The sequence below is a fragment of the Amorphoplanes digitatis genome (assembly GCF_014205335.1).
Classification (GTDB): Bacteria; Actinomycetota; Actinomycetes; order Mycobacteriales; family Micromonosporaceae; genus Actinoplanes; species Actinoplanes digitatus.
In genome coordinates, this window is the sequence record NZ_JACHNH010000001.1 from 271335 (window position 1) to 285334 (window position 14000).

The window sequence follows — 14000 nt, forward strand, 5'->3', positions numbered from 1 at the left end:
GCACGGAGTCAGATGAGTCAGCAGCGTCACGGAAGCACGCCGGGTAATACCGGTGCAGTTCCCGCCTTCCCGGATCTTCCCGAGGCGACGATCGCGCGGCTACCGGAATACCTGCGCGCTCTGCACAACCTCGCGGAGTCAGGTTCCGAGACGGTGTCCAGCGAGGGCCTCGCCGCCGCGGCGGGAGTCAACTCGGCCAAGCTCCGCAAGGACCTCTCCCACCTCGGGTCCTACGGCACCCGCGGCGTCGGCTACGACGTTGCGCTGCTCGTCGACCAGATCGAGTACATCCTCGGGCTGGACCAGCGGCGCGCCGTCGCGCTTGTCGGCGTCGGTAATCTCGGCCACGCGCTGGCCGGCTACGACGGGTTCGCCAGCCGCGGGTTCCGCATAGTGGCCCTGTTCGACTCCGACGCCGAACAGGTCGGCAAGCCGCTTGGCGACCTGACCGTGCGGCACATCGACGAGCTGGGCATGGCGGTCGTCGAGGAGGGCATCACCATCGGCGTGATCGCCACCCCCGCGGGCGCGGCGCAGGCGGTCGCGGACGATCTGGTGGCCGCCGGCGTCACCAGCATTCTCAACTTCGCGCCCTGCGTGCTGTCGGTGCCCGCCGGTGTCGACGTGCGTAAGGTTGATCTGGCCATCGAGCTGCAGATCCTTTCGTTCCACGAGCACCGCAAGGCGTCTCTGACGGCGATACCCGGCGGCCGCTCAGCGCAGCCCGGTAACCAGGAGGCGGTCGGCTCGTGAACCTGCTCAGCGTCGGCGCGTCCTACCGGACCGCCGGGGTCGACACCCTGGAACGCCTCACCATCGCCGGCACCGACATCCCTGCCGTGCTGCGCAAACTCCTCGCCCAGCCGTACATCGGCGAGGCCGTGATCCTCTCCACCTGCAACCGGGTCGAGGTCTACGCGGCCGTCACCGGCTTCCACGGCGGCCTCGGCGACGTCTGCAACGTGCTCGCCGAGCACTCCGGCATCGGGGCCAGCGACCTCGCCGCCCACCTCTACGTGCACTACGACGAGGCGGCCGTGCGCCACTCGTTCCGGGTCACCGCCGGGCTCGACTCGATGGTCGTCGGCGAGGCGCAGATCCTCGGGCAGCTGCGAGACGCCTATCACGCCGCGACCGAGTCCGACTCCGCCGGCCGGCTGCTGCACGAGCTCATGCAGCAGGCGCTGCGGGTCGGCAAGCGGGCACACGCCGAGACCGGCATCGACCGGGCCGGGCAGAGCGTCGTCACCGCCGCGCTCGAGGTGGCGTCCGCCACGTTCGACGGCGACCTCACCGGGCGCACCGGCCTGGTGGTCGGCGCCGGCGCGATGGGCGCGCTGTCGGTGGCCACCCTGACCCGCTCCGGTGTCGGCCCCCTGGAGATCACCAACCGCGGTGCCGACCGAGCCGAGCGTCTCGCCGAGGCGTACGGCGCCACGGCCGTGCCGTTCGACTCCCTTGACGCGGCCATCGCCGCGGCCGACATCGTGGTCTGCGCCACCGCGTCCACCGAGCCGCTGCTCACCGCGTCCGCCCTCGCCGGGCGGGAACGGCCGCTCGTCGTGCTCGACCTGGCGGTGCCGCGGGACGTCGCGCCCGACGTCGCCGACCTGCCGAACGTCACGGTGGTCGACATCGACGGCCTGGCGACGACCCGGCGCACCATGCCGGCCGCCGCCGAGACCCTCGCCGTCGAGCAGATCGTCGCCGCCGAGGTCGACCACTTCATGGCCTGGCTGCGCGGCGCCGAGATCGCCCCGACCGTCGCCGCCCTGCGCACCCGGGCCGACGAGGTGGTCAGCGGCGAGCTGCGCAAGCTCACCACCCGGCGCCCGGAATTCACCGAGGAGCAGCGGGCCGATGTTTCCCGTACCCTGCACCGGGTCGTACAGCAGCTGCTGCACTCACCGACCGTGCGGGTCCGGCAGCTCGCGGCCGAACCCGGCGGCGACCAGTACGCGGCGCTGCTGCGTGAGCTGTTCGACCTGGACGTACCCCACGCCACCCAGGCTGACGCCGTTCCCGAGATCGGAGGACAAGAGTGAACGCCCCACTGCGCCTCGGCACGCGTGGCAGCGCGCTCGCGCTCGCTCAGTCCCAGCAGGTCGCCGACTCGCTGACCGCCGCGACCGGCCGCCCCGTCGAGCTGGTCCGGATCGTCACCGCCGGCGACCGCTCCAACGCGCCCGTCGCCCAGCTCGGTGTCGGGGTCTTCGTCTCGGCGCTGCGTGAGGCCCTGATCGCGAACGAGATCGACTTCGCGGTCCACTCGTACAAGGACCTGCCGACGCTTCCGCACCCGGGTCTGCACATCGCGGCCGTGCCGCTGCGGGAGGACCCGCGTGACGCGCTCGTCGCCCGCGACGGGCTGACCCTCACCGAGCTGCCGGCGGGCTCCGCGATCGGTACGGGCGCGGTGCGCCGAATCGCGCAACTGCATGCCTTGGGCCTACAGTTGCAGGTCACGCCTATCCGCGGCAATGTTGACAGCCGTATCGCGAGGGTGCTCGGCCCCGAGGCCGACCTCGACGCGGTCGTCCTGGCGCGGGCCGGCGTGGTGCGTCTCGGCCGCGCCGCCGAGATCACAGAGACGTTGGATCCGATGCTCATGCTGCCCGCGCCCGCACAGGGCGCGCTGGCGATCGAGTGCCGGGCCGACGACGCAGATCTGGTCGAGCTGCTGGCCGCACTCGATCACGCACCGTCCCGCGCCGCCGTCACGGCGGAACGGGCGATGCTCGCCACGCTCGAGGCCGGTTGCTCCGCGCCGGTCGCGGCACACGCCGAACTCGCCGAAGGCGAGGAAGGCGATGAGATCTACCTGCGCGGTGCGGTGATCAGCCCGGACGGGGCTCGAGCTGTCCGGCTGTCGCGCACCGGAACGCCCGCCGACGCGGCGGAGATCGGAAAGGCGCTTGCCGCCGATCTCCTCGACGCCGGCGCCGACACCCTGATGGGGAGCACAGAATGACCACCCGCACCGCCCGTAAGTCCGCAGGGCGCATCGCGTTCGTCGGCGCCGGACCCGGCGACCCGGGTCTGCTGACCCGCCGGGCGCACGACACTCTCGCCGAGGCCGATCAGGTCATCTACGACCGCGGCGTGCCCGAATCGCTGCTCGCGGCCATCCGGGCGGAGGCCAAGGACGACACCCAGTTCAGCCCGGCCGAGGGCGCACCCGGCGACGTCGCCAAGGTGCTGCTCTCCGCGGCCAAGTCCGGCCTCGCCGCCGTGCACCTGGTCGCCGGCGACCCGTTCGGTCACGAGACCGTGGTCAAGGAGGTGCAGGCCGTCGCCCGCACCGCCGTGCACTTCGAGGTCGTGCCCGGCCTCGGCCAGGCCGAGGGCGTCGCCACCTACGCCGGCGTGCCGCTGCCCGGCGTGCGCACCGTCGCCGACATCGACGACGTTGCCGGCCTGGACTTCGACGCGCTCGCCGCGGCCGCGGTCAAGGGCTCGTTCGCCGTCGCCGTCGACGCCGGCGACCTCGCCGCCGTCCGCGACGGACTGCTCGCCGCGGGCATCGAGCCCGGCACGCCGGTCGGCGTGACCGGCGACGGCACCGGCGAGACCCAGTACACGACCACCTCTTCGGTGGACAGCTTCGTCGCCGCCGCGCTCGGCTTCACCGGCCGGGTGGTGCTCACCGTCGGCACGGAGGTCGCCCAGCGCGACAAGCTGAGCTGGTGGGAGAACCGCCCGCTGTACGGCTGGAAGGTGCTCGTACCGCGCACCAAGGAGCAGGCGGGTGCGATGAGCGCACGGCTGCGGGCGTACGGGGCCATCCCGTGCGAGGTGCCGACGATCGCCGTCGAGCCGCCGCGCACCCCGGCGCAGATGGAGCGGGCCGTCAAGGGCCTGGTCGACGGCCGGTACGCCTGGGTCGTCTTCACCTCGGTGAACGCGGTCCGCGCGGTCTGGGAGAAGTTCGGCGAGCACGGCCTGGACGCCCGGCACTTCGGCGGCGTCAAGATCGCCTGCATCGGCGAGGCGACGGCCGACGCCGTCCGCGCGTTCGGCATCCAGCCCGAGCTGATCCCCGCCGGCGACCAGTCGAGCGAGGGCCTGCTGGCGGAGTTCTCGCCGCACGACGAGATCCTCGACCCGGTCGGCCGGGTGCTGCTGCCGCGCGCCGACATCGCCACCGAGACGCTGGCCGCGGGCCTCATCGAGCGCGGCTGGGAGGTGGACGACGTCACCGCGTACCGGACGGTCCGCGCGGCGCCGCCGCCGGCCGACATTCGCGACGCGATCAAGTCCGGCGGTTTCGACGCGGTGCTCTTCACCTCGTCGTCGACGGTCCGCAACCTGGTCGGCATCGCCGGCAAGCCGCACGCCCGCACGGTCGTCGCGGTGATCGGCCCGAAGACCGCGGAGACGGCGACGGAGTTCGGCCTGCGGGTCGACGTCCAGCCGCAGCACGCGTCGGTCGGCGACCTGGTCGAGGCGCTGGCGTCGTACGCGGTCGAACTGCGCGAGAAGCTCGCCGCGATGCCGGCCAAGCAGCGCCGCGGCTCCAAGGTCCAGGGCCCGACCGCCCTGCGCTTCCGCTGACATAGGCCGGGCCGGCCGCGACGGCCGGCCCCGGTCACGGCGGCCGGTCGAGCGACCGGCCTGGCTGAGGGAGTTGGCATGTCGTTTCCCGACGTGCGTCCGCGGCGCCTGCGCCGCACGGCCGCCATGCGGCGGCTGGTCGAGGAGACCAGGGTCGCACCGGCCGAGCTGGTGCTGCCGCTGTTCCTCAAGGAAGGCCTGACCGAGCCCCGCGCGATCAGCTCACTGCCGGGCGTCGTGCAGCACTCCCGCGAGTCGCTGCGCAAGGCCGCGCACCAGGCGGTCAGCGCGGGCGTCGGCGGCCTGATGCTGTTCGGCGTGCCCGACCACGCCGCCAAGGACGAGACCGGCTCCGGCGGCATCGACCCCGACGGCATCCTGAACGTCGGGCTGCGCGACCTGATCTCCGAGGTCGGCGACTCGACAGTTGTCATGGGCGACCTGTGCCTCGACGAGTTCACCTCGCACGGACACTGCGGGGTCCTGGCCGCCGACGGGACCGTCGACAACGACGCCACCCTCGAGCTCTACGGCCAGATGGCCGTCGCGCAGGCCGAGGCCGGAGCGCACGTCGTCGGCCCCTCCGGGATGATGGACGGCCAGATCGGCGTGGTCCGCCGGGCCCTCGACAACGCCGGCCACCAGGACACCACCGTGCTCGCCTACGCGGCCAAGTACGCGGGCGCCTTCTACGGACCGTTCCGCGAGGCCGTCGAGTCGACCCTCCAGGGCGACCGCCGCACCTACCAGCAGAGCCCGGGCAACGTCCGCGAGGCGCTGCGCGAGGTCGAGCTGGACGTGGCGGAGGGCGCCGACATCGTCATGGTGAAGCCCGCCCTGCCGTATCTCGACGTGATCGCCGCCGTCCGCGACCGCGTCGACGTCCCGGTCGCCGCATACCAGGTCTCCGGCGAGTACGCGATGGTCGAGGCCGCCGCCGCGAACGGGTGGCTGGACCGCCAGGGCGTGATGCTGGAGACGCTGACCTCCATCCGGCGGGCCGGCGCCCAGATCATCCTCACCTACTGGGCGACCGAGGCCGCTCAGCTTTTACGCGACCGCTACTGAAAAGGGGCCCCGAGGGGCCCCTTTCCGCATTCCTGATCAGTCGTCGTTCTTGATCGTCCCCGTCGCCGTGGCGTCGATCAGGCGGAGACCTTCCAGGCCGGCGATCGCGAGCTTGAACGTCTCGTCCCGCTCCCTGACCTTGTCGCCGCGGACCCGTACCTCGAAGACCACGCCGGTCGAGCCCGCCGGGATGACCTTGCAGCCCACGTACGGCTCGAAGTCGATCGTCGGCAGGGCCGAGCCGGGCACCGTCGTCGCGCAGACCGTCATCGGCCGGCTCAGCGGCCGCGACAGGGTCACCGGGAAGGCAAGCGGCGTGGTGCCGCGGTCGCCCTCGACGACGCTCGCGCTCGCCGCCGACAGCGCCGCCCGGGACCGGAAGCGCGCGATCTGCGGGTCGTGGTCGCTGGAGCCCTTCGAGCCGTTCGCCTCGTCGGAGGCGGCCCAGCCGGCGTTGATGTGCGCGGCTCGCATCTCGATCAGGTCGCCGTAGAGCCCGTCGTTGACGAAGAGGTTGTCCAGCGTCTGCGCCTCCGCCACCAGGTTCTCCCAGAGGTTGTGCAGGCCGGCCTCGTACAGCGGGCCGAGCTGGTCACCCGGGTTGGCCGGAACCGGGTCGTCCGACCGGGGGAAGACGTTCACGTCGCCGCCGTACGCGATCCGCGCGTGCGCGTGGCCGTTCTCGATCGCCGTTGTCGCCGGCGGTCGCCTTGACCCCGATCGAACCGAGCAGGATGCGGTCGCCGTTGCCGTCGTCGACGGTGCCCGGCAGGTTGTCCAGCGGGTGCGCGTCGCGGAACACCCGGCGTGCGTACGGGTCGGCGGGGGCGAGCAGCGGGTCGTCCTTGTCGATCACCCAGATCTCGGCGTCGGCCGTGCCGCCGAAGACGTTGCGGCCCGAGACCGCGCCGGAGCCCGCGCGGACCCGAAGCTGCATGCCCTCGTGACGCTCCCAGAAGCGCTCGGCGGCGGCCAGCTCGGACGGCGGCGTCGCGTCGTCGATCTGGACCTCGCCCGCCGGCACGTCCGATGCGAGCTTGGTCACCTGCGAGGCGCCGGAGAGCTGCGTCATGGAGAAGAACTCGGAGACCCGGGCCCGCACGACGATCTCGTCGCCGACGGTCGGCACGTAGCCGCCGATCAGGGAGGTGAAGGTGCCCGACGATAAAGGCCCAGGTCAGTCCGTGGGTTCGAGTCTCTGCACCAGTTGCGCAACGTCGGCGCCGTATTCATACCAATCTCGGTCGGACTGGAACCCCAGCTCGGCGTTGACCTTCAACATCGACTCGTTGTGCTGCGCGTTCCAGGTCTGCACCTCGCGCAGCCCGGGCTCCGCCGTGCGCAGCTCGAAGAGCATCCGTGCCTTGATCGCCCGGTCGATGCCGTAGCCGCGATGCTCCCGGACGACGATGGTGTCGTACTGGTCGGCGCGCTCCGGGTGCTGCGCGGGCACGACCACCTCGGTGAGCCCGGCGACCGTCCCGGTCGCCTCGTGCAGCGCCAGCACGATGTACGGCTTCAGCCCGCGCCGGTGCAGCGTGTCGAGGCTGTCCCGCAGCCGCTGCGGGTCGGATGAGCTCGGCCGCAGGTCGAGGTCGTTGTCGTCGCCGTCCTGGCCGACCAGCTTGGCCTGCGCGTAGGCCTCCACCAGCTCGGGCGGCGGGCCGCCGGGGTGGTATTCGATCCGGTATCCGGAGCTGATCCCGCCGGCCATGGCACCGAGGGCGTTCCAGTCCACCCTGGACAGGGTCAGGACGCTGCGGGTCTCCACATACTCCCGCTCGAAGCCCATCGAGGTGTAGAAATCGATGGCCGGGGTGTCGCCGATCGCCTCGACCCCGATGGACGAGAAGCCCTCGAGATAGGCCCGGCGTGCGGCGACTGCGAGTAACTGCTGACCGAGGCCGCGACGGCGCAGATCGGGGTGGACGAGCACCTCGAGCACGCCGATGTCGCCCAGCAGAAGAATGCTGACATGGCCGAAGATGGCGCTCTCGCCCTCGGCGAGACGGTCGTCCTCGGCGACCCAGCTGATCCGGCGTTCACCCGGCATCGTCTCCGCCAGGTAGTCGACCACCTGCACGTCCTGCCACGGTGGATCGTCCGGGAGATCGGCAGCCAGCACCGCGTTCAGCGTCTCCACGAGCGACCGGATCTCCCAGGCCGACGCGGCCCGGGGATCCCACTCACGCACCCTCACCCGTACAGCTTGCCGGTATCTGGACCTTCAGGGAAGTGCTGGGCGGTCAAATGTACGCGACTCGTCACTGTGGGTTGTTATTCAGACCCGGGTGCGTTGCCCGTACTCGTTGGCCGCGTCGAACACCTTCTGCGCGTACGGCCGGACGGCGTTGTAGGACAAAATGGCGTCCCACCAGGCGTCCGGCTTGGACAGGTCGCGTCCGCCCTGGCACAGATAGCGGGCCGCGGCCAGCGCCGCGTCGTCGATGTCGTTGGGATCGGAGAGTCCGTTGTTGTCGGCGTCGACGCCGTTGCCGACGGAGATCGCGGTCCAGGTCTGCGGGATGAACTGGAGCGGACCCATCGCCCGATCGAACTGCGGGTCCCCATCGAGGGCGCCCTGATCGGAGTCCCGGATGAGCTGGCGGCCGCCCTTGCCGTCCAGCGGCAGGCCGAAGATGGGGGGCGCTACGGAACCGTCGGCGCTGAGCACGGCGCCGTTCGCGCTGCCGTGCGAGGACTCAACCTTGGCGATCGCGGCGATGGTGGTCCAATTCAGATGGCAGGCCGGGGTGGCGCGGGCCACGACCAGTTCGGCGTAGCCGTATGCCTGCACGGCGACGACCGGGATGCCGGCCCGGGTGCCGGCCTCCTGTGCCCAGGCCGCCAGCACGTCCGCGGGCCGGGCGCCGCCGACGCCGGCGACGGGCGGCACGGTGGCGGGCAGGGTGCCGCCGGGCGTCGAGACGGACCCGGGCAACCCGGGAACGCCGCTGATGCTGGGCGCGGTGATGGGACCCGCGGAGGCGCCGGCGTCCTGGCCGAAGCCCGGGGTCACGCTGGGCGACGGCACGGACTGCAGAGCCTGGGGTACGAGGTAGGCGCCGGCCGATCCAGCGGCGCCGAGCAGCAGGGCGGCGATGGCCGCGGGGAGGATGAGCCGGCCGCTGGGGCGCTTGGCCCACGCCGAGGTGCTGCGGGCGGTGTTCCGGGCGACCCGGACGGGATTGGCGGCGCGCAGGACCCGGGTGGTCCGCCCCTTCGAGGCGGCGGCGGCGACGGCCGCGGCGGCGGGAGCCACCGACGTCTCGCCGGCCCCGTCCTTGCCGGTCCCGTCCTTGCCGGTCTTCTCCGGGCCGCTCTTGGGAGTGTCGTCGCCGTTCGCGGTGGTGCCGGGCTCCGCGGCGGCGGCGGTGGCCGGCCCGGCCTTGCCTGCCGCCGTCCCGCTCGCGACGTCCTTGCCTGCCGCTGTCGCGTCCGCCTTGCCTGCCGCTGTCGCGTCCGCGACGTCCTTGCCTGCCGCTGTCGCGTCCGCCTTGCCTGCCGCTGTCGCGTCCGCGACGTCCTTGCCTGCCGCTGTCGCGTCCGCCTTGCCTGCCGCTGTCGCGTCCGCCTTACCTGCCGCTGTCGCGTCCGCCTTGCCTGCCGCTGTCCCGTCCGCGACGTCCTTGCCTGCTGGCGCCTCGGCCTTTGTTTCCGGCCGGGCGCCGGACACGGCGGCGTCGCCGTCCGCGGTCTTGGTTTCCGTGGCCGCCTTCGGGGCGTGATCGTCGCCCGCCGCGCCGGTCTTCGCCGCCGCGGCCGGAGAACCCGCCACCGGCGTGGTCACGTCACCGGCGGTGATCTTCGCCGCCCGGTCGCCGACGGAGGTCGCTCGGTCGCCGTCCGCGGTCGCCTGGTCGCCGATGGAGTCGGTCGCGGGAGGCTCGTCGGCGGGTGCCGCGCCCGAGCTGCCCAGGGGCCCGCCGAGATGCGGCGCCGAGGGCCGTCGCCCACGCCGCGCCGAGGGTGTCTCCTGGCCGTCCGTCACCCGGACGAGGATACCGGGCGGCGGCCAGCGGCGATTCCATGGACCTGTTCCGATACCTGCGGGTCACAAGGGGGTAGCCACCTCGGTGAAGTGTCGCACCCGGGCCATACGCTGTGTGGATGCCGCGTTATGACTACCGCTGCCGCGCCTGCGGCGACACCTTCGAGATGAACCGCCCGATGGCCGAGTCCGGCGCACCGGCCACCTGCCCGCAGGGGCATGCCGAAACGGTCAAGCTACTGACGACTGTCGCGGTGACCGGCCGCGGCGGCGCCGTGCCGTCGGCCCCGGCCACCGGCGGCGGCGGTGGCTGTTGCGGCGGCGGCTGCGGCTGCTGATCGCCGCCCCGGCCGATTCGCTCACCCGGACCGATCGCACACCCACCGCGATCGGCGCCGGCCGCACCCGCGCGATCCCGCAGGATTGAAATCGGACACTGATGACGCCACCGACGACCTTGGTGCGCGATCGTCGAGAAGATCCGTCCGTTCGGTCGGTATCAGGATGGGCCGGTATCACAGTCAAGGCCTTGAGGATCTCTTGTTCCGTCGAGTATGGGTGGTTCATTGACGTAACGCTGCGGTGATCGTCGAGTGACCTGGTGGAGTCGCACAACGTGACTCTTGCGGGGACATCCGAACGGATCGTCGGAACTGACCGGCCGCAGCGCAACTCGAACGTGAACCGCGTCGTTACGTCACGCGTAGTGCCGTGCGTGAACGTCGATGACCAGACCGTTGGCCGCCCTTGAGTGGCCGGCCGTGGCGGGCGGGTGGTTACCGAGCGTTCCAACGATGTGCCGTGTGAGTGCGGTGCGCAGCACGAAGCGCGACTTCCCAAGGGGGCGGAGGTTCCTACCGTGTCGGGACGGACCGAGCTGCCGAGTGGGCTGGTGACCTTCATGTTTACGGACATCGAGGGCTCCACGCGGCTCGCCCGGATGCTGGGCGACGGCTATGGCAGCGTGCTCAACGCGCATCGAGACCTGGTGCGCGCAGCGCTGAGCAATTACGCCGGCGTCGAGCTTTTCACTGAGGGTGATTCCTTCTTCGTTGCTTTTCGCGACGCGGGGGCCGCCGTCGCGGCGTGCGTCGCTGCGCAGCGTGCACTGGCCGCGTACCCGTGGCCGAGCGCGGACGCGGAACCCCGCGTCCGCATGGGTCTGCACACCGGCTGGGCCACGCCGATCGGCGACGAGTACGCGAGCGCGGAGGTCCACCGCGCGGCCCGGGTGGCCTCCGCGGCCCACGGTGGCCAGGTCCTCTGCTCGGAGGCGACGGCCTCCGCCGTCTCCGGCGGCTCACCGGATCCGGGCCCGGGCGACGACGTCCTGGCGGGCGCCGCGCCCGTGACCGGCCGCGTGGCCGTCCGGCAGGCCGCGGCAACCCGCGCCACCGCGTCCGGCTGTGCGCTCGCCACCCGCGAATTCCGCGCCGCCGCGGTCGGCCGCGTCGCGATCGGCCGCGCGAGCACCACCCGCGATCCGCGTGCCGCCACCGCGGCGGCACCGGCACACGGGCACGGCACCGGCGAGGGCGCCGCCCTCGACTGGGCGGGTCGCGGCGCCGCCGCGCGGGTCGCGCGGATCGTGACCGCCCGGCGCACCGAGACCATCGACCTGCTGGACCTCGGCCCCTTCCGGCTGCGCGGGTTCGACGACGCCGAGCGGCTGTTCCAGCTCGCCGCCGCCGGCCTGGAGCGCAGCTTCCCCCGCCCCCGCACGCCCTGCGCGCCCGCGCACAACCTGCCGGCCCCGGTCACCCCGTTCGTCGGGCGCCGGCCGGAGCTGGCCGAGCTGCGCGATCTGGTCGGCCGGCACCGGCTCGTCACCGTCGCCGGTGCGGGTGGCGCCGGCAAGACCCGGCTGGCGCACGTCGTCGCCGAGGAGCTGCTCACCGCGTACCCGGACGGGGTCTGGGTCGTGGATCTCGCCGGTGAGGGGCACGAGGCGGCGCTGGCCGCCGCGATGGGTGTCCGGCCCGAGCCGGCCCGGCCGGTGCTCGACACGATCATCGAGCGGTGCGGCGCCGGCCGCACGCTCGTCGTCCTCGAGACCTGTGAGGCCCGGCGTCCGGCCGCCATGGAGCTGGTGCAGCGCCTGCTCGCCGGCTGCCCGCGGCTGGACGTGCTGGCCACCTCGCGGGTGCCGCTCGGCGTGCCCGGCGAGCTGGTCTGGCGGATACCGCCGCTCACGCCGGCCGACGCCTTCACCCTGCTCACCGACCGGACCGACGCCGCGCGCGGCGGCCGGCCCGGCCAGCAGGACGAGGCCGCCGACCTGGCCCGGATCGCCTCGAAGCTGGACGGCGCGCCGCTGGCCATCGAGCTCGCCGCGGACCGGCTCCGGCTGCTCTCCCCGGCGCAGCTCGCCGCCCGCCTCGACGATCCGATCGCGGCGCTGGACGCCGGGCGGCTCGGCACCGGGCGGCACGCCAGCCTGACCGGCAACCTGGACTGGTCCTACCGCGGGCTCAGCGACGCCGCGGCCGGGCTGCTGCGGCGGCTGGCCGTCTTCGCCGGGCCGGTGGAGCTCGGCACCGTCGAGTGGTCCGGCGAGGACGCGTTCGGCGCGCTGTCCGAGCTGGCCGACCGCTCGCTTGTCGAGGTCGTCGCCGGACCCCGTTACCGGATGTCCGAGCAGGTCCGGGCGTACGCGACCCGCCGGCTCGTCGCGGCGGGGGAGGAGCACGCCGCGAGGGACCGGCACGCCGCCTGGTCGTTGCACACGCTGGAGAGCGTCGCCACCGACACCGACGGGCAGCCGCGGACCGTGTCGCTCACCGAGCTCGCGCCCTATGTCGGCGAGTGGCAGGCCGCGCTGCGCTGGTCCGCGACCGGCGGCAGCGTCCGGGCCGGGCTGCGGCTCGCCGGTGCCCTCGACCCCTGGTGGCGCGAGCACGGCGGGGCCCGGGCCGGCCGGGACCTGCTCTTCCGGCTGTACGGGCGCGCCGACGGTGAGCAGGTCGCCCCGGCCGAGCTGGCCTCCGCGTATCTCGTCCACGCCGGGCTCGCCGACGACCCGGAGGAGCGGGTCCGCTTCCTGAACCGGGCCGAGAAGCTCGCCCGCGAGGCCGACCAGCCCGCCCTGCTCCTGCGCGCGCTGGCCGGCCACCGGATCTCGCTGGTCGGCGCCGGGCGGCTGGCCGAGGCCGAGCGGGTGTGCCGCGAGGTCATCGCCGCGGCGGAGCGGACCGGCGTGCCGGGCGTTGCGCTGCCCTCGGTCGTGGCGCTCGCCGAGCTGCTCTGGCGGCGCGACGCGGTCGACGAGGCGGCCGAGCTGCTCGGCGGGGCCCGCCAGCTCGAGGCGGGGCGGCCGCAGGACCGCGGCAGCCGTACCGTCGACTGGCTTCTCGGCATGGTGGCCCTGCGCCGCGGTGACCTGGTCGCCGCGCACGACCACCTGGTCGTCGCGCTGCGATCGCGGTTGCGGCACGGATTCCGGGGCGCGGCCGCGGACGCCGTCGCGGCCATCGCGGTCCGCTGCGCGGTCGGCGGCGATCCCACCACCGCGACCGTCCTCTTCGGTGGCGCCGAGTCGGTGCGCGGCGCGCGGCGGGCCACCCAGTTCGGTGCCTTCTGGTCGGCGCAGCAGGCCGTCCTGCGGCGGGTGCTCGGCGACACCGCCTTCGACGTCGCCTACGCCGACGGCGCGGCGAACGGGTTCGGCCGGGCGGTCGCTATGGCCCTCGCCGTCGAACACCCCGACCTGGAGTACGGCTCGACCCGCTTCGCGCACGCACCTGGCTGACGGGAACGGGCCCCGGTGGTGGATCCGGGGCCCGTTCACTGCCTGCCGATGGTCGGAGCTACTTCTCGATCAGCGCCCGGGCGCGGTCGATGTCGGACGGGTTGACGGCCTCGAGCGATCCGAAGACGCTCACCGCCTGGTAGTACGTCCACGCGAGGCTCAGGCACGCGGGCCGCACCACGGAGTTGTACGTGGCGCATTTGCGCTTGAGGTCGGCGTAGAACATGTTGTCCACCCGCGCCTTGTTGGCGGGGAAGGCGCCGATGGCCTTGTAGTTGCGGTACCCGAAGTCGTGGTGCCAGCAGGAGAGCTCGAAGTCGAAGCCCAGCGGGTTGTCCGGGCTGGACGAGCAGTAGTCGGTGGACCAGTCGAAGCCGTAGCTCGCCCACGGTGCGCGGTCGAGCCGGGCGCTGTTCCAGGCGTTGGTGCTGGCCGCGGTGGTCTGCGTCCATCCGGACAGGACGGACGCCTTGCTCTCCGTGGCGGCGGTCGCCGCGACGGAGGGTGCGAGGAGGGCGAAGGCTGAGATCAGTATGACGAGGAAGCGGCGGACGAACCGGTTCATCATTACCTCCAGCGGTAGGCCGCCAGTCTTCGAGCCCAAGGTTGCGGCATACAAGCAGGTCGATGGACTTTTCC

At 72.9% G+C, this 14000-nt stretch carries 10 protein-coding genes and 1 pseudogene; 7 read left to right on the forward strand and 4 right to left on the reverse strand.

The features are described 5' to 3' along the window. The first annotated feature begins 12 nt into the window (after nucleotides 1-12). From BJ971_RS01300 to hemB, 5 genes are all read left to right on the forward strand, one after another. Nucleotides 13-753, forward strand: coding sequence for a redox-sensing transcriptional repressor Rex (locus BJ971_RS01300; protein WP_184988733.1), 741 nt, complete (start codon nucleotides 13-15; stop codon nucleotides 751-753). Further along, nucleotides 750-2045: a glutamyl-tRNA reductase gene (locus BJ971_RS01305; RefSeq protein ID WP_184988736.1), complete on the forward strand. Its 1296-nt coding sequence runs from the start codon at nucleotides 750-752 to the stop codon at nucleotides 2043-2045. The genes BJ971_RS01300 and BJ971_RS01305 overlap by 4 nt, the downstream gene beginning before the upstream one ends. Then, nucleotides 2042-2971, forward strand: a complete 930-nt coding sequence (gene hemC, locus BJ971_RS01310; RefSeq protein ID WP_184988739.1) for a hydroxymethylbilane synthase — start codon at nucleotides 2042-2044, stop codon at nucleotides 2969-2971. Before BJ971_RS01305 ends, hemC begins: the two co-directional genes overlap by 4 nt. Next, entirely contained in the window at nucleotides 2968-4554 is a 1587-nt protein-coding gene (locus BJ971_RS01315; protein ID WP_184988742.1) for a bifunctional uroporphyrinogen-III C-methyltransferase/uroporphyrinogen-III synthase, read from the forward strand. Before hemC ends, BJ971_RS01315 begins: the two co-directional genes overlap by 4 nt. Before the next feature lie 78 nt (nucleotides 4555-4632). Further along, the gene (hemB, locus tag BJ971_RS01320) at nucleotides 4633-5622 is read left to right on the forward strand and encodes a porphobilinogen synthase (protein ID WP_184988745.1); all 990 of its coding nucleotides are present in this window, start codon (nucleotides 4633-4635) and stop codon (nucleotides 5620-5622) included. Nucleotides 5623-5844: 222 nt separating this feature from the next. Here the strand turns inward: hemB and BJ971_RS42590 are convergent. From BJ971_RS42590 to BJ971_RS01340, 3 genes and pseudogenes are all read right to left on the reverse strand, one after another. Next, nucleotides 5845-6781, reverse strand: a pseudogene (locus BJ971_RS42590) (single stranded DNA-binding domain-containing protein); the annotation flags it as partial. An 18-nt stretch (nucleotides 6782-6799) separates the two neighbouring features. Continuing rightward, on the reverse strand, nucleotides 6800-7822 hold the full coding sequence (locus BJ971_RS01335; protein ID WP_184988754.1) for a GNAT family N-acetyltransferase: 1023 nt from the start codon (nucleotides 7820-7822) through the stop codon (nucleotides 6800-6802). Between the two features lie 81 nt (nucleotides 7823-7903). Next, complete coding sequence (locus BJ971_RS01340; RefSeq protein ID WP_184988757.1) at nucleotides 7904-9613, reverse strand: lysozyme family protein; 1710 nt, start codon at nucleotides 9611-9613, stop codon at nucleotides 7904-7906. Nucleotides 9614-9732: 119 nt separating this feature from the next. On the opposite strand from BJ971_RS01340, the gene BJ971_RS01345 reads away from it, so the two are divergent. Both BJ971_RS01345 and BJ971_RS01350 read left to right on the forward strand, forming a co-directional pair. After that, nucleotides 9733-9951 carry an FmdB family zinc ribbon protein gene (locus BJ971_RS01345; protein ID WP_184988760.1) on the forward strand — a complete coding sequence of 73 codons (219 nt, stop codon included), beginning with the start codon at nucleotides 9733-9735 and terminating at the stop codon, nucleotides 9949-9951. Nucleotides 9952-10472: 521 nt separating this feature from the next. Next, on the forward strand, nucleotides 10473-13361 hold the full coding sequence (locus BJ971_RS01350; protein ID WP_184988763.1) for an adenylate/guanylate cyclase domain-containing protein: 2889 nt from the start codon (nucleotides 10473-10475) through the stop codon (nucleotides 13359-13361). A gap of 58 nt (nucleotides 13362-13419) precedes the next feature. Here BJ971_RS01350 and BJ971_RS01355 read toward each other — a convergent pair whose 3' ends face one another. After that, a complete protein-coding gene (locus tag BJ971_RS01355) occupies nucleotides 13420-13926 on the reverse strand; it encodes a phospholipase (RefSeq protein ID WP_184988767.1) in 507 nt (168 codons plus the stop codon). Nucleotides 13927-14000 lie beyond the last annotated feature (74 nt).

What these genes read in the sequence shown, in the direction of transcription:
- hemB (WP_184988745.1), top strand. Translation starts at nt 4,633, where the DNA reads ATGTCGTTTCCCGACGTGCGTCCGCGGCGCCTGCGCCGCACGGCCGCC.
- BJ971_RS01300 (WP_184988733.1), top strand. Translation starts at nt 13, where the DNA reads ATGAGTCAGCAGCGTCACGGAAGCACGCCGGGTAATACCGGTGCAGTT.
- BJ971_RS01345 (WP_184988760.1), top strand. Translation starts at nt 9,733, where the DNA reads ATGCCGCGTTATGACTACCGCTGCCGCGCCTGCGGCGACACCTTCGAG.
- BJ971_RS01355 (WP_184988767.1), bottom strand. Translation starts at nt 13,926, where the DNA reads ATGAACCGGTTCGTCCGCCGCTTCCTCGTCATACTGATCTCAGCCTTC.
- BJ971_RS01315 (WP_184988742.1), top strand. Translation starts at nt 2,968, where the DNA reads ATGACCACCCGCACCGCCCGTAAGTCCGCAGGGCGCATCGCGTTCGTC.